We start from the raw sequence: 17,265 nt of genomic DNA, 5'->3' as shown, positions 1-17,265 counted from the left end.
TAGCTCTTTCGGCTCTTCTGTCACATTTGGTGTTTCCGGTTTTTCTTCTTTTATTTCTTCTGTTGTTTCTTCTTCAACTTGTTCTTCTTCTGGTTTCACATGAATTTCCGGTTTCTCCGTAACTTCTGGCTTCTCTAGCTCTTTCGGCTCTTCTGTTACATTTGGTGCTTGCGGTTCACTTGGGACTTCCAGTTCTTCTATTGTTTCTTCTTTACCTTGCTCTTCTACTTCTGTTACTTCGTGGATTTTTATATTTGTAATATCATATCCGTTAACTTTCGATTGATATCCTGATACTGGTTGTTCTTTCACTTCATACGTATAAACTTTTCCGGCATTATCAACTGCTGCTAACTTTCCAAACTCATATTTCCAATCATTTGCTGCCGTAACTTCTTTCGTTGCAATGATTTTACCATTTTGCAGTAAATCTACTTTAATCGTTTTTGGGCGATCATTTACTTTATCGCCTTCCCACGTTTTCGTTCCTGCAACAGATGTAGTTTTCAACTTATTTGGAACCATAAGTTTTATTCCGTTTGTAGCATCCGTCTTAATTGTAAAAGGAATTTTCGCTTGTGAATCAAACTCTACATAGTTCGGAGCAGAAATTTCTTGTACGTAATAATTACCTGGAGCAAGGTTTGGTGCTTCAACTATTCCGTCTTGATTTGTTGTATAAGAATCACCAATTTGCTGACCTGACTCTGTAAACAATTTAAAAGAAACACCTGGAATAAACTTATTCTCGTCTCCTTCAATATGCTTAACAATCTGCAACGTTCCTTTCGCAGGTAAAACCCCTTCAGCCCCGCCGCCAAATGATATATTTTCAACCTTTACACTATTAGATTCAGAAATAGGTTTCTCATATAAAATTTGATAATCAAGCTTGTAGTCATTCTGTAGATGTTTCAACTTTTTCCCGCTATCAGTAATCGTTGATGTATAGAAAATGGTAAACGACGTAGCGTTCGCCATATGTCTATAAATTACAACTTCAAATGAGTTATCACTAGTAAGCTTAATGTATCCATAACCTCGGTCTTGAAATTGTTTAAGAGATAAATACTCTTTATTATTGATAGTAATAGTAAAACTATCTTTATTTAGCGTTTGTCCTTCTTGTAACGTATCTTTTAAAACGATGTTGTCATGTAAATATTGTTTCTTTAAATTTATATTTAAAAACCAACGTACTTCATTACTTTTGTCTGGCTGAATATCACCAGACTTATAGAAAAACATCCCCGGTTCTGTACCCTCTCCTTTTGGATGCGTAATACTTACCATTTGTTTTTCTAAATCTGTCCCTAAATTCGTTTGTACATCTTTCGTCTTTCCGGCTTCAACATTCGTACCTTGAACAGTAAAATTAAAGTTCCCTCTAATATTTTCAAGCTTTTCTACCATATCATTAAATGTACAAACCACATTATTTGCATTAATCTGGCACGTACCAAAAATACGCCCTGAATCATCCTTTAATGGAATTGTGCCACTATAACCTTTTAATTCTGGCGGAAGTGCTAGCGTTAATGTATCCCCAGACTTCATCTTCTTTCCAGGTTTTTCACTAAAGTTTACATGTATCGTAGTCTTTTCCCCATAATTTAATTTTGTTTTTTCAAATGAAAAACTATCAACAAATCCTGTTGCGTTTAATTCTTGAGCATGCCCTACGATAGGCGTAAAAACTTGTCCAATCATAACAGTAAAAATAAAACAAATTACAGATATTCTTTTTAAATATGTACTCATAAAGCCTCCAATATTCATTGTTAAACTTGTAATCGTGAGATCCATTCCACCCAAAATACCCCTTAAACTAAGGGGGTACGGACTAAAGATTATTTGCAGCATCAAACCATCGTTAGTTCTACAACATAAAGTAATAAACAACACAATTCATTAACTATATTGTGTTCATTCCTACTTTTTTCGGGCAGCCAACAATAAATACTATTCCTAATAAAAATACATTACAAGACTATTCATTTACATATTAATTTGTTACTATATTCATGCTGCCAAAATATACTAAATGACCGTTTTATCCATAAGGTCATCTGATGACTGACTTTCTTTATCTTTCAGCGACAATTCTCCTTTCATAACTTTATTCCACTCTTACTAAAATTATTATCTCAATATCTATAAAGTCCACCTGAAAAATTCATTAAACCCTTATTTAAAGCTGTTTATATACATTTATAAACAAAGCGCAATACCTCAAAAAGTATTTTTACATAATATAAAAGAGGATTTAAATAGAAGATATATACCATTTTTTCAATCGTTTTCAAAAAAATAAAGCTATCTTTTCTTATTAAAAAAGATAGCTTCATCTGTATATACGACTGCTCTACTCCCTATTGTTTTGCACCTTTCAACGACTCTCTCAGGACAAATTTTTGTAATTTTCCACTCGCATTACGAGGCAGTTCATCCACAAATAAATAGTGACGAGGACGTTTATAATCTGCTAATTCATCACTTTCTTTACAATATACTTCCAAATCCTCTTCTGTAATCGTTTCATCTTTCTTTACAACGACTGCCACAACACGTTCTCCCCATAATTCATCTGGCTCACCAAGCACGGCAACATCTAATATGCCAGGATGACTATGAAGGAAATCTTCAATTTCACGTGGATAAATATTAACGCCGCCGCTAATTACCATATCATCCACGCGATCTGCGACGAATAAATAACCGTCTTTATCGAAGTAGCCTAAATCACCAGAATGATACCATCCTTTATACATCGATTTTGCATTTGCTTCTTCTCGGTTATGATAACCAGCCATTATAGTTGGGCCGCGCAAAATAATCTCCCCTACTTCATAAGGAGGCAATACATCATCTGGCTCTGCCGGTGCATCTTCGCTTGGTTTTACAATTCGAATTTCATGACTAAAGCATGGTGTTCCCGCTGAACCAGCTTTCGTAATTTGATCCTCTTCTACGAGAAACGCAACAACAGGTCCCATTTCTGTCATCCCATATATTTGAACAAGATCAATATAAAGACGTTCTTTACATTCCTTTACTAGTGCTGGAGCCATCGCTGCTCCGCCATATATACCAATCTTCATCGAAGTTAAATCATACTGTGCTAAATCTTTTTGCAGTAACATATTCCACATCGTCGGTGCTGCAAAGAACGTCGTAATCTTTTCTTCTTGAATCGTATGTAATACTGTTTCTGTATCAAAATGATGTAAAATAATATTCTTTCCGCCAACTTGAATGCGCGGAATAATCCCGGCATTTAACTCACCGCAATGATATAAAGGTGCAACGACAAGCCCCGCACTATCTCTATTGTATTTAAGGAAATACGTACAAATCATACTATGCTCAGTCATTTCACGATGACGATGTAGTACGCCTTTCGGATAACCAGTCGTACCGCTCGTATACAGCATAGAACAATAATCCATTTCATCAATTTCGATATCTATTTTCTCAGAAGATGCTGCATTTACTTTTTCATGATAAGAACTTGCATAGGAAGGTGTATCGTCTTCTACATACCAAAAAGACGAATTTGGGAAATCTCGTTCAATGATAGCGACAGTTGATTCAACAGCTTTTTCAAAAACAACGACTTTCGAGGATGCGTCCTGGAGAATATACGATACTTCTTTTGCTTTTAAGCGAAAATTAATCGGGTTAAAGATTGCTCCAATTTTCGCACACGCTAAGTAAACGTTTACAAATTCACGGCAGTTATATAAGTAAACAGATACCGTATCTCCCTTTCTTACCCCTTCTTCTAATAGAGCGTGCGCCGTTTTATTTATTTGCTCATCCCACTGTTTATACGTCCAGCGAATATTTTTTTCTGGTTCCACTAACGCCTCTTTATTCGGATACTTACCAACAGATAAATCAAATATTCTCCCTATCGTCATGTACATGCCAACAATTTCCCCCTTTTCTCTTTCATAAATCTATCATTTCGTCCATAAGTAGACATTGTCCTCTATCGATTTGACTAATTTTTCTGATTATTATCGACATAGTTTTACAAACAGCGCCGCTAGATGGTACATGAAATTATATCGGCGATTTTCCGGATATATCGACCGTAACTTGAAATATATCGGCGATTTTCAAAATATATCGACCGTAACTCCATTTATATCAGCGATTTTTCAATTATATCGACTTACCGACAAAAACTGACAATATAAAGTGAAACTTTAATCAACCCTCACCAATCGGGCAGTTACGGGCAACTGATATCCTGGAAATTTTACTGTCCAGCAAATAGCAGGATAAAAAAGAGACTGTCCCGATTCGGAACAGTCCCCTTCTTCTTATACAAATAGCTCTTCTAAAATTTTCAGTTTGTCTTCTGTATATTTTACGAAGCCATCGTTATATGATTTTGGATCTTTCGGATTTGCGAAGTGCGTAATTGCTCCCGTCTTCGGGTGAACAAATTTACTTGATGCACCACAGCCAAGTCCGATAATCGATTGTACTTCTTCCATAATGACAATGTTGTAAATACTTTCTTGCGTCGGCATTGCATACCCAACGTTCTCTAAGTTACCTAAAATATTCTTTTGACGATATAGGTAATATGGTACGTAATTATGCTTTTGCGTCCACTCTTCTGCTTCGTGCATCATCGCTGTAATTTCTTCGCGACCTGCTACTTTATATTTACGTTTGTTTTGCGTCATTTCAGAAGCACGTTTAAATGATAACGTATGAACTGTTAATGATTCTGGCATTAACTTTTCTGTTTCATCTAACGTATGCTTGAAGATATCTAGCCCTTCACCAGGAAGACCAATAATTAAATCCATATTAATATTGTTCATTCCCATTTCACGAGCTAAATGATACTTCTCAATTGTTTCTTCTACAGTATGGTGACGTCCAATTGCTTTTAGTGTTTCTTGATGGTATGACTGCGGATTAATACTAATACGGTCAATGTTCCATTTATTTAACACTTCTAACTTCGCTGGCGTAATTGTATCTGGGCGACCTGCCTCAACTGTTACTTCACGCACATTTTTCACATCTGGGAACGCTTCATACATTTCTTCATACAGCATATCCATCTCTTCTGCTGTAATACTTGTCGGTGTACCGCCGCCGTAATAGATCGTCGTAACTGTTACACCTTTTTCTTTTAAAAACTTACCAATTTCACGAACTTCATAATGTAAACCACCTAAGAACGAATCAACAGATCCTTGGCGTCCATTAATTGCATACGCCGGGAATGTACAATATGCACATTTTGTTGGGCAGAATGGAATACCGATATAAATACTTACTTCCTCTTTCAAACGGTATAAATCCGGAACAACCGCTAATTGGCAATCCACAATACGCTGAAGAAGCTCAATTTTCTCTTCATGAATTAAATAGCTTTCACGAAGTTCTTGGTGTGCTTCTTCTTTTGACATACCATTTTGAAGCATTTTATGAAGAAGTTTTGTCGGACGAACTCCCGTTAAAATACCCCAGCTTTGTTCAAGCCCAGTTAACTGCTGAAGAACAGAAAGATATACATAAGAAACAACGTGCTTCACTTGCTTCATACGCTCTTTTTCATCTGTGAAAGCAGATAAATCTTTTGCGAATGTTTCTTCATACACATTTCCAGTCGCAACATCTGTTAAACGAGCTGATGCTTTCACATTCTCTTCAATGTGTATATCAACGATAAGATTTGCTTCCTCTTGTTCAAATCCAATCGTACTATCTTCAAAAAATAAGCCGCCAATATTTTGTAGCGGGCGTAAAAAACGATCATCTTGTAACGTTTTAATTGAAATTAACAACATTATCACCTTTTCATTTGCAAACTCTCTTTAGTTTACTTGAAGGGCGTTTGCAGGTCAATACAGAAGGTTTTACCTTATTTAGATATTCTATTTAAAACAAACTGAATATTGACTTTTAACGAACTTCCTCCAGTTGTATAGACATTAGAATATACTCTTGTTACAATCTAGAACGTATTAGTACTTGCTACTAAATTAAATACACCTAAAGGAGGACTCTTAACACGCAATAAAGACTATCACGTGTTAAAACAACTATGAAAAAAAAGTTTTACAACATTTTAGCATTATCTTTGGCATTTCAAGCATTTGTAGCACCTACCCATTCATTCGCAGAAAGTATAGAGAAAACTGCGGAATTGTCTATGGATGAACAAGCTTTAAAAAGCATTGAAGAACATGCAAAACAGCATAGACATGACGAAGAAAACGACCTTGAAATCTCGGGTGAATATCTTCTCCACTTATCAACAAAACTTCCACTATACGATTCAAACGACTTAAAAACCAAAACAAATATTGAAATTGCTGAACCTGTAGTAAAGGCAACAAAGAAAAAAGGGAATGCATATTACATACAAACTACATTTGGTTCTGGCTGGGTTAATAAGGAAAGTAATAGTTTAGAAATACAAGAGATTCATAAACTCTCGAATCAAAAACTAATTGTAACAGAAGAAACATCAGTATATTCATTCCCTTTCCAATCGTTTAAAGAAGAAACGAAATTACAGCCACAAACAGTAGCTCCTACTGAACAAGCTGGGAATTGGTTTAAAATTCAAATAAACGGAACTGAGAAATGGATTTATGCTCCTTCAGCTGCATTCGAAGGTACGAAAGCATCATTATTCGAAAAGCCAATTACTACCCAAAATAGAAGTGCCACATTTTTCAAAACACCATCTAATTTGCCTACAAATAACGTTTATGGTGTTACATTTAAAGAAATGATTGTTCCAAAAGGTAATGAAAACATTCGCCCTGGCTACGCAATGGAACCGAAGTACATTACAATTCACGAAACTGCTAATACGAGTAAAGGCGCTAACGCGTTAAATCATGCAAAGTACTTAGATAATCAAGCACGAGGAAAGACTGACCGTTCAGCATCTTGGCATTTCACAGTAGATGACAAAGAAATTTATCAACATTTACCATTAAATGAAGTTGGTTGGCATGCTGGAAATAAGACTGGAAACTATGAATCTATCGGAATTGAAATTGCTGTGAACAGTGATGGGAATTATGCTAAAGCGGTAGAAAACGCACGAAAATTAGCAGCCTATTTAATGAACGAATTAAATATCTCCCTCGATCACGTTCAAAAACATCAATTTTGGAGCGGAAAAAACTGCCCTGCATTTATGATTCAACGTGGACAATGGGATGCTTTCTTAAAAGGCACGAACGCTTACTATAATGAACATCGTAAAGAGGTTATTCCGCCGCCAGAAGTCCCTCATGAAAAAGACGACATTACAGGTGGATGGTATGAGCAAGACATTCGTCAGTTAGCAGCTAGAAAAATCATGTTCGGTGACGGAAATGGTTCTTACTGGCCAAATCGTCTTGTCACACGAGCTGAGTTTGCAAATTTAATGTCGAGAGCTTTAAAATTACCTGCTGGAAATGCTAAATTTACAGACTTAAACGAAGCACATCCATCTTTAGTGGATGGAATTAAACGTGCTGCTAGTGCAGGTATCATTAGTGGTCGTGGGAATAATAAATTTGATCCCAATGCTACAATAACACGTGATGAAGCTGTTATTATGATTGACCGTGCATTAGAATATAGCTGGATTTATAGAAAAGAAGTGAAATTACCATTCACTGACCAAAACTTAGCATACGATAAAAAAGCATTACAAAACGTTTATGCATATGGAATTGTAAAGGGTAACGAACGGAATGAATTCGTACCAAAAGGCACAGCAACACGCGCTGAATCAGCCGCATTTTTAAATCGAATGCTTAAAGTGATTGAAGCTTAAACAACAAAACTAAAAGGCATAAGAGAAAACATTTCTCTTATGCCTTTTATAAATTTTATAAAACTATTAGCTATTTTTAATCATAAATCTAAGACGTATTCCTAATAAAACAAGAGCAAAACCAATGAATGGTAGATAATTCATATCATGTCCTGTGGCTGGAAGACGTTGTGCATGAGATGCACCTTGTCCGTTTTCTGGTAAGGTAGGTTTTTCTATATCTATGTTTTCCATTCCTTCACCTGGCTTCTCTGTTTCCTCACCTGGCTTCTCTGTCTCTCCACCTGGCTTCTCTGTTTCTTCACCTGGCTTTTCTGTTTCCTCACCTGGCTTTTCTGTTTCCTCACCTGGTTTCTCTGTTTCTTCACCTGGTTTTTCTGTTTCCTCACCTGGTTTCTCTGTTTCTTCACCTGGTTTTTCTGTTTCTTCGCCTGGTTTCTCTGTTTCCTCACCTGGTTTCTCTGTTTCTTCACCTGGTTTTTCTGTTTCTTCACCTGGCTTTTCTGTTTCCTCACCTGGTTTCTCTGTCTCTTCGCCTGGTTTCTCTGTCTCTCCACCTGGTTTCTCTGTTTCTTCACCTGGTTTTTCTGGATCTTTGTCTTGTTCTTTTTCATTTGTAATTTTAAGATTTTTAACTTCTATTTTTTCATTAGAAATCTTAAATTTAATTTCCTTATCAGATAATTTATATCCTTCTGGTGCATGAACTTCTTTTAAAATGTAATCTCCAGGTTCTAACTTCTTAGAAATCGCTTTACCATTCTTATTTGTTGTTAATGTGTCTATTTTTCTTCCATCTTTCCAAATTTCAAACACTGCGCCAGCTAATGTTTTACCTGTATCATTAGCATCTACCTTTGCAATTTCTAATTGACCTGTAATTTCTTCTTTCACTTTTTCATTCAATACCTCTTGTTTCGCTACTTCATTTGCTACAACGTTTACTTCTACTGTAACGTCTATCGCTTTGTAACCTTCTGGTGCTTTCGTTTCTTCTAACGTATACTTACCTGGCACTAAGTTTTCAAATGTAACAACACCATCTTTATTTGTTGTTTTTTTCTCTCCAACCATTTGACCATTTTCGTTTTTCAGTCTAAAACCCGCGCCTTCTAGCACATTTTTGCTCTCAGCATCCTTTTTGATTACCTGTAAGCTTCCCAACTCTTTTATATTTTTAACTATTACCGGTACTACTTTGTTCTCTTCCACATTAACTTCTATTTCTTCTTTTAGTAATTTATATCCTTCTGGTGCTTTCGTTTCTTTTAATGTATATTTACCTGGTTCTAATTCCTTAGATATTACTTTACCTGTTTTATCTGTTCGTAATGTATCTATTTGTTTACCATCTTTATACACTTCAAATTCGGCACCTGGTAATAACTTTGTTTCATCACTTGCATCTACTTTTGCAATTTCAAATTGACCTGTTACTTTTTCAACCGATGGCTTATTCCATTTCGGCCAATTAAATTTAAAGTTATGAACCTCAAAGCCATCTCTTTGGTGTAATCCACCAAGAAAGACTTGTCCATTAATTGAACCACCCTTTGTATCTACAACTGCATTAGGAGCAAATACACTTCCTATTACACCATATCCCTTAGTTGTTATGTTTTTAGCATTTGGAAACACCCAAATTACTTTACTAGCTAATTCAGTAAAAAAGGAATTAGGATCGTATGTTTGAGATGTATTAACTAATGTGAACCCGCCCTTATCTGTTGTATCATACAGGATTGCGCCACCACCAAAATTCACTTCTTCTGCATCTGAATAAATAACAATAAAATCTTTGTTACTTACATTTGGAAGATAAACATCCTTTACATTGAATGGTTCTTGTCCTACTAATCCTGAAGAGACATAAATATTAGAATTATTTACATCTTCACCAATCCCAAAGGTCATACCTGATTTTGGTTTATCAGTGTGTAACTGGCCCGCATCCTCAATTACGCTATTAACGTCTTTTCTAAATTCTTTAAACTTAGCATCAATCTCCGCTTGCTCTTTATAAGAGATACGGTCATATGACGTTTTCATTGCACCATCTGGGTCACCGTCTTTTGTCATCGCCACTGTTCCATCTTGAATAATTACTTGTCCTGCTCCCGCTTTCGTAAATTGACCGCCTAGTAATAATGATGGATATCCTTCATCTACCCATGTTGCTCCAGCTAAGTTATGCGCTCCAGTTGCAGCCGCTAAGACTGTATAACTTGATGCATTCATATTTTTTTGAACAGCCATCGCACCCTCAATATCCGCACTCGTTGCACTATGATCTCCAAAAATGATTGCATTGTAATAAGATACATCACCTAAACCTTTTAATTCTGTTGTAGCTGCCTCTGCTTTATATGGTAAATGGATTAAAAAATTCATACATACTAGTAATACAACTATAAAACTACTACTTAATTTTTTTATTTTTTGATTAAATGATTTCCTCAAAAAATTCATTCCCCCTTTTAAAATTCCTAGATTTATGAAAAAAAGCTCATTTCATATGTACCAATCCTTACTCACATTAACTTAAAATAATCCATTTAAATAAACCAAAGAAACTCTACAACTAATTAATAAAATTGCTACAATTCATTTTTGAAATAATGCGTGAACGAAACTAACATGCGGAAATGTTTTTGCGTATGGGTGCTCAATAAAACTAATATGGAGAATATTTCATGTGGTGTAACTTTTTTGGCAACATCATCCACTTTACAACAGTTTTCTAAAGGATTCAAGTGAATTGTATGAATTTTAGACACAATTACCTTGAATAAAACGCTTTCAAACTTAGGATAAAACCAATAAAAAAACGTAGCCAAAAAGCTACGTTTTTCCTTTATCATTTCGGTGTATTTTTATGATTCTTCAAAAATGGAAGCGGGAATTGCTTGCGGAAATGTTCTTTAATCATATACTCTACGCCGTTCTCACTATTTGAACGTGTAATCCAGTCAGCTGCCTGTTTTAACTCTACAGGTGCATTCCCCATTGCTACCCCGAGACCTACATTTTCAATAACCTCTAAATCTTCCATGCTATCCCCAATCGCAACCATTTCGTTTAGCGAAATATTTAAATGCTCTCCAAGTAATTGTAATCCGCGTAATTTTGATACATTTTGCGGCAAAATTTCTATTCGTTTTGAATCACACTCAACATACTCTAGATCTTGAAACGCTTTTCTTAGTGTATTGAGCCCTCGTTCTTTTTCACCTTTTGTTTGGAAAAGAACATCAATTTTTGGCGCCGCTACTGGATGATCACGAAGCGCATCACCTAATGAATCTACAAATTGAACTGGATAAAATAACGGATCTGCACTCGATAACACAGTACGTGCAATTAAGTTTGGTGTATTTCTCTCGCGATTTCCGATTGAAAACCGTTCATGAGAAATGCGAACGTTACAATCAAAGTGCTCTAATACTTGCACAATGTTAAACGTCTTCTCTTCCGATAATCTTCTTTGAACGTACGGCTTATCTAACGTTGCTGAAATGAAAGCACCACCGTGTGTCACTAATATAGAATCTAATTTTAACGCCTTTGCTACTTTATGAGCAGACTGAAAATTACGGCTCGTAAATAATGTAACGTATACGTCTTTTCTTTTCACAAATTCAATTGTTTCTCTTAATCCTTTTGCAATTTTTCCGTTGTTGTATAGTAGTGTCCCATCTATGTTAAGAGCTAGTAAGCGATAAATCATGTCGCACTCCCCCTCTTCGCTGTTGTACTCTATCCATAATTTATGAAATAAATGTAGCAAATAGAACGAGTTAGAATTTCTACTGAAAATTTGGTTTACTATATACATATACACTCAGTAAAGGAGATAGTACAATGCAGGCACCTCCTTCCTTTTATGAAGGCGATACGTTAGAAGTCGCAAAGAAATTACTCGGACAGAAACTTGTTCATATTGTAGACGGAATAAAACGAAGCGGAATCATTGTTGAAGTAGAGGCATATAAAGGTCCCGATGATAAGGCCGCACATAGTTATGGCGGCAGACGGACGGATCGCACAGAAGTCATGTTTGGTGCACCGGGACATGCTTACGTATATTTAATTTACGGTATGTACCATTGTTTTAACGTCATTACAGCGCCAGTTGGCACCCCGCAAGGTGTTCTCATTCGAGCTCTTGAGCCAGTAGATGGAATCGAAGAAATAAAACTAGCACGATACAACAAAACCGAAATTACAAAGGCGCAGTATAAAAATTTAACGAACGGACCTGGCAAACTATGTCGCGCACTCGGAATCACTTTAGAAGAACGAGGCGTCTCATTACAAAGTGATACATTACATATCGAACTCGTCCGAGAAGAAGAACACATATCCTCACAATATAAAATAATAGCCGGACCTCGAATTAACATCGACTATGCAGAAGAAGCTGTACATTATCCGTGGCGTTTTTATTATGAAGGGCATCCGTTTGTTTCAAAGAAATAAACGATATCAACGATTTTCGGAATATATCTATCGTAACTTACAATATATCAACGATTAGACAAGGAATATCGACTTATCGACAAATAATGACATTACAAATAAAAGAAGACTGTTCCAAAATGGAACAGTCTCTCCCTTTTTACTCCGCACCTTCCGCAGTCGCAATATTATCCTCTAAGTTTTCTCTAGATAATTCAGCCGCCATAAAATCAGCTGTTTCTGGAAGTGCTAAATGCATATGAGCTTTTTGACAAATTTGGATCGTACAGTTTTCTACAACATAATCGAAAACATGTCCGCCCCCGCTTCTTTCATCATCAATGTAATGTAAGTGGAAACCAGCTACACCAATACCTTGCGCGTAATCTGGTGTCCAAAATCCAGCAAGCGTGCCTTCTGTATGTTTAAACGAAAAGATGGGTTGTGATTTCGTCACTTCAACGAGCGGTGTATACGGTTTTTCTTGTCTTGGAACAGTTCTCGTTCTTACTTCACGGAACGTACCGTCCATTCTAATAGCGTAAAATAAGTTTTTACTTGGCATTAATTCATGTAATAATGCCTCAACTTCTTCACGATTCATCGGACGCTCTACCGTATAACTCATTTCTTTTTCAAAAAACGTTACAGTCGCAAACGGTGTCGTTTCTTCCGGTTCTACTTTTTCTGCTGAACCGTCTGAACGTAAATGATAAAATTCGTTATCGAATGCAATCATTTCACCATCTAATTGATCAAATGTACCGATGCCGAAATCACCACGTTCTTTCAATTCCTCAAAGCTAATTACACCATCATATATACCATCTAATAGCGCAAGCATTGTAGATGTTTGATATACTTCATTACTCATTTTCGTTCTTTTTGCATCAATATCAATTAATTGCGCAACAGTCATCTCAACCATGCCTCCATTAGTTTAATTGGTTTGGTAATAATTTTTCGCTTAATTTAATGTTGTCACGGTAATCGATTGGAATATCAATAATGACAGGGCCGTCTGCTTCTAACGCTTCTCTCAATACACCTTCTAATTCGTCTGGTGTATTGACACGAAGACCTATTGCTCCGAAACTTTCTGCATATTTCACAAGATCAACATCGCCAAACTCTGTAGCTGATGTTCTACCGTATTTCATCATTTGTTGGAACGCAACCATATCATACGTACCGTCTCTCCATACAAGATGTACGATCGGAGAATTTAAACGTACTGCTGTTTCTAATTCCATCGAAGAGAATAAGAAACCACCATCACCTGACACGGAAACAACTTTCTTGCCCGGTTCAACTAAAGTAGCGGCAATTGCCCAAGGAAGTGCAACACCTAACGTTTGCATACCGTTACTAAATAATAATCTACGTGGTTCATAAGAACGGAAACATCTCGCCATCCAAATAGAATGGGAACCGATGTCACATGTAACGGTTGTATCGTCACTAATTAAAGAACGAAGTGTACGAATCACTTGAAGTGGATGCGTAACACCTTCTGAAGGACGATTTGGAACTTCTGCTTGTTCTGATAATTTCGCGCGTAATCGTTCTAATACTGCTTCTGATTTCGTACTTAACACAAGTTTCGGTAATTTTTCTGCGATGCTATTTACTGTTAAGGCAATATCACCAATTAATTCACGCTCTGGTTGGTAATCATGGTCGATATCTGCTTGATGGTCATCAAGATGAATAATCGTTCTGTCCCCAAGTTTATTCCAGAATTTCGGATCATACTCAATTGGGTCATAACCGATAGAAATAACAAGGTCCGCTTCTTCTAGTAAAATATCACCTGGTTGGTTACGGAATAATCCAACGCGGCCGAAGAAATGATCTTCTAATTCACGTGAAATCGCACCAGCTGCTTGATATGTTTCAACGACAGGAAGTTCTGTATCCGCAATTAATTCACGAACAGCTTTCGTCACTTCATTTGTGCTTGCTCTCATACCGAGTAAAATAACCGGTAATTTCGCTGCTTTTATTTTTTCTACTACATATGTAATATCATGTGTGGGAGCGATTCCAAGCTGTGGCTTAGAAAGCGCACCGATAGACTCTACAGTCGTTTCCGCAGTCATAACGTCTTGCGGAAGACTTACTAAAGTAGCGCCTGGATTTGTGGAAGTCGCACTTCGAAATGCATTTGATAATGCTTCTGGCACATTATCAGGATGCTCTACTTCTACGCTATATTTTGTGATTGGTTCGAATAGTGCAGCATTATCCATAGATTGGTGCGTACGTTTTAATCGATCTGTACGCGGAACTGCACCAGCTAAAGCAACAACGGGATCACTCTCCGCATTCGCAGTAACAAGACCTGTCGCTAAATTTGATGTCCCTGGTCCTGAAGTTACAAGACATACGCCCGGTTTTCCTGTTAATCTACCAATCGCAGCTGCCATAAATGCTGCATTTTGTTCATGACGACAAACAATTAACTCTGGTCCTCTTTCTTGCAGTACATCAAATACAGAGTCAATCTTCGCTCCTGGAATACCGAAAACATGTGTAACACCTTGTTTAATTAAACAATCAACAACAAGATCTGCTCCTTTTGTTTTTGTCTTCACGTCGTTTGCTTTTACACCTGTACTCAAAACTAATCATTCCTTTATTTCATAATGTGTGTAATAAAGATTTTTAATTTCACCTAGTTAATTAACGTGGTGAAGTATTGTTTATCATTATAGTACAAATGCATTATTTTTCCAAGAATATGAATTCGACATTATTTTGACAAATAATAAGGAATGCGCTTACACCCCTTTGTTTATCCTAAAATAATATTTTTATATCTCCTCGAAAAAATCTAAAAAACTTCCATCTCATCACAGTATTTTAAAAATAACAGTACCTTGCAAAGAACACTACTAAATGATATATTTGTAAATATTGGAACACCCATTAATTGGAATAACATTCATAGTTAGTATATCCCCCTTTCAAAAAAGAGCGGATTCTCAGCTATAATTCATTATTTTATAAAGGGAAGTGAGTGCAATGAACAAAAGTGAATTTTTAAGCCAACTTAGTTCCTCCCTACGGAATATACCTAATTCAGAAAAGGAGGATATTATCTCAGAGTACGAAACTCATTTTATCAGTGGTAAACAAGATGGGAAATCTGAAGAGGAAATTTCTAAAAAACTAGGAAACCCTAAAACTATTGCTAAAGAACTTAATGTTTCATATGCAATAAGCAATGCTGACAGTAGGCGCAGCCTCAAAAATATGATAACCGCACTATTTTCTGTTATGAGCTTAAGTGTTTTAAACTTTACCTTTATCATTATCGCCTTTTTCGTACTACTCTTTTTATTACCGATTCTTCTAGCACTTATCATTGCCACTCCATTATTAATTATTTCACCTATTTTATTAATAGGATTAGGATTCTTTAAGGGATTTCATCAAATTAGTTATTCCGATGTTTATAATGTGTTCATCGCTTTTTGCGGCGGTTTACTCATATCCGTCATATGTTATCAAATGGTCAAACATATATACGCACTTTTAGTAAAGTATTTGAAATGGAATATAGCTATTTTACAAAGACACTAATGAATGTAAAAGGAGATTAAAATGAAGAAATATACTTTATATTCACTCATGCTACTTACTCTTTTATTTCTACCAGCTTGTTCAAACAATGCACAACCTAAGGAAGAAAACGATGTACAATCTATTAAAGATGTTACGATTAAAATTCCGGAAACGATTAACGAAGACGAAATGAAACAAAATATAAAAACTTATTTAGATTATAGCGGAGAGTTAGACAAAAACATCGTTCCACTTTCGTCAACCATGTCTGACGAAGAAGTCACGGAATCCGATCGGGAGAAATTAAAACAACTAGTAGATTTAGCGCAACAAAACGATGCGAATTTCCTTAATTTTATTAATAACAATATGATCCCTAATGATTATAAACAGCCTTCAAAGGAAATTCATGATTACATTTCAGCGTCTACGGCACTTTCAGTAGAACTAGAGCAAGAATTAGACAAACTCGCTGAAGATGGTAACTTGTTCAAGACTGATTTTTCTTTTACAAAACGCTTTGAGAAAGTTAATGGTAAGAAGCAAAAAGAAATTGAAAAGTTTTTGAAGGAAAAAAATATTGAAACGGAGTATTTCCACAAATAACAAACAAAAAAGACGTGTGTAGAGATAATAAAGTTGTTTACTTCTTATAGGGCTAACGAAGTAGTTTAATGGAAGAAGAATTTATAGTGAGTGTTATAATAATCAATAACTTAAGCAAAGGGCGCAGCATTTTTGCACAAACTCAATGCATTAATACCAGAGCTATCAGTTTCAGATATGGAGAAAAGTTTAAATTTCTATTCGGAAATTCTCCTGTTTAAAATTGAATATCAAAGACCAGAGGATAAGTTTGCTTTACTGTCTTTAAATGACTGCCAGATTATGATTGAAGAAGTAAATGGTCATTGGAGTACTGGGGAGTTATCTTATCCCTACGGAAGAGGAATCAATTTTCAAATTATCATAAATGATATTGATTCACTATATGATAGTTTGAAAAAGAACGAGTATCCAATTAAATTTGATATTCAAGAGAATTGGTATAGAGCTGATACTAAATTAAAAGGACAAAAAGAATTTTTAATTATGGACCCTGATGGTTATCTATTAAGATTTGTTCAAAATTTAGGTGAAAAAGATGTTGAGGCAGATTAAGCTATGTAAAACAGGATGAAAATTTAGTAGATGGAGCAAGCTACTTTTTTCAATAAGGGGCATTAGTTGAAGAAGAATTAACCAACTTTATTATTTTTATAAATTAAAGGCTACAATAATTAAATTTAGTTTTAAATAACTTTAAAACCACCTACAAGTTAATTTTAGTAGGTAGCTATTACATTTCTTATACTAAAAATTAAACACCTTTATTGTCACTGAAAAAGACGCCCCTATACTAGGGACGTCTTCTCTCA

12 protein-coding genes are annotated in these 17,265 nt (G+C 35.7%); 5 read left to right on the top strand and 7 right to left on the bottom strand.

The annotated features are described in order from the left end of the window. The 3 genes from ACYVEC_RS22520 to ACYVEC_RS22510 all read right to left on the bottom strand — a co-directional run. Positions 1-1,761: Cna B-type domain-containing protein (locus ACYVEC_RS22520; protein ID WP_460508397.1), on the bottom strand; the 1,761-nt coding region annotated here is incomplete at its 3' end. 611 nt (positions 1,762-2,372) lie between these two features. Continuing rightward, positions 2,373-3,929 carry a fatty acid--CoA ligase gene (locus tag ACYVEC_RS22515; protein ID WP_063223836.1) on the bottom strand — a complete coding sequence of 519 codons (1,557 nt, stop codon included), beginning with the start codon at positions 3,927-3,929 and terminating at the stop codon, positions 2,373-2,375. Between the two features lie 402 nt (positions 3,930-4,331). Then, entirely contained in the window at positions 4,332-5,822 is a 1,491-nt protein-coding gene (locus ACYVEC_RS22510) for a coproporphyrinogen III oxidase (RefSeq protein ID WP_002047350.1), read from the bottom strand. A 257-nt stretch (positions 5,823-6,079) separates the two neighbouring features. Here ACYVEC_RS22510 and ACYVEC_RS22505 point away from each other — a divergent pair, with 257 nt between their 5' ends. Beyond that, positions 6,080-7,819: an S-layer homology domain-containing protein gene (locus ACYVEC_RS22505; RefSeq protein WP_460508384.1), complete on the top strand. Its 1,740-nt coding sequence runs from the start codon at positions 6,080-6,082 to the stop codon at positions 7,817-7,819. A 66-nt stretch (positions 7,820-7,885) separates the two neighbouring features. Here the strand turns inward: ACYVEC_RS22505 and ACYVEC_RS22500 are convergent, their stop codons facing one another. Both ACYVEC_RS22500 and ACYVEC_RS22495 read right to left on the bottom strand, forming a co-directional pair. After that, complete coding sequence (locus ACYVEC_RS22500; protein WP_460508381.1) at positions 7,886-10,279, bottom strand: MSCRAMM family protein; 2,394 nt, start codon at positions 10,277-10,279, stop codon at positions 7,886-7,888. A gap of 397 nt (positions 10,280-10,676) precedes the next feature. Further along, positions 10,677-11,546 (bottom strand): Cof-type HAD-IIB family hydrolase, encoded by an 870-nt coding sequence (locus tag ACYVEC_RS22495; RefSeq protein ID WP_063223829.1) that lies wholly within the window; start codon positions 11,544-11,546, stop codon positions 10,677-10,679. A gap of 134 nt (positions 11,547-11,680) precedes the next feature. Here ACYVEC_RS22495 and ACYVEC_RS22490 point away from each other — a divergent pair, with 134 nt between their 5' ends. Next, positions 11,681-12,298, top strand: a complete 618-nt coding sequence (locus tag ACYVEC_RS22490; RefSeq protein ID WP_063223827.1) for a DNA-3-methyladenine glycosylase — start codon at positions 11,681-11,683, stop codon at positions 12,296-12,298. Positions 12,299-12,437: 139 nt separating this feature from the next. On the opposite strand, the gene alsD is transcribed toward ACYVEC_RS22490, so the two are convergent. Then, a complete protein-coding gene (alsD, locus tag ACYVEC_RS22485) occupies positions 12,438-13,196 on the bottom strand; it encodes an alpha-acetolactate decarboxylase (RefSeq protein ID WP_063223825.1) in 759 nt (252 codons plus the stop codon). Between the two features lie 16 nt (positions 13,197-13,212). Then, positions 13,213-14,901 carry an acetolactate synthase AlsS gene (gene alsS, locus ACYVEC_RS22480; protein WP_063223823.1) on the bottom strand — a complete coding sequence of 563 codons (1,689 nt, stop codon included), beginning with the start codon at positions 14,899-14,901 and terminating at the stop codon, positions 13,213-13,215. 403 nt (positions 14,902-15,304) lie between these two features. Here alsS and ACYVEC_RS22475 point away from each other — a divergent pair, with 403 nt between their 5' ends. From ACYVEC_RS22475 to ACYVEC_RS22465, 3 genes are all read left to right on the top strand, one after another. Further along, on the top strand, positions 15,305-15,865 hold the full coding sequence (locus tag ACYVEC_RS22475; protein WP_098555709.1) for an HAAS signaling domain-containing protein: 561 nt from the start codon (positions 15,305-15,307) through the stop codon (positions 15,863-15,865). A 21-nt stretch (positions 15,866-15,886) separates the two neighbouring features. Continuing rightward, a complete protein-coding gene (locus ACYVEC_RS22470) occupies positions 15,887-16,453 on the top strand; it encodes an NDxxF motif lipoprotein (protein ID WP_098555710.1) in 567 nt (188 codons plus the stop codon). A gap of 132 nt (positions 16,454-16,585) precedes the next feature. Then, positions 16,586-17,008: a bleomycin resistance protein gene (locus ACYVEC_RS22465; RefSeq protein ID WP_080468595.1), complete on the top strand. Its 423-nt coding sequence runs from the start codon at positions 16,586-16,588 to the stop codon at positions 17,006-17,008. Positions 17,009-17,265 lie beyond the last annotated feature (257 nt).

The organism is Bacillus sp. MN7755 (assembly GCF_054771475.1).
Note: the sequence above shows the minus strand (reverse complement) of the source record. Positions and strands in the feature narration are given on the sequence as shown.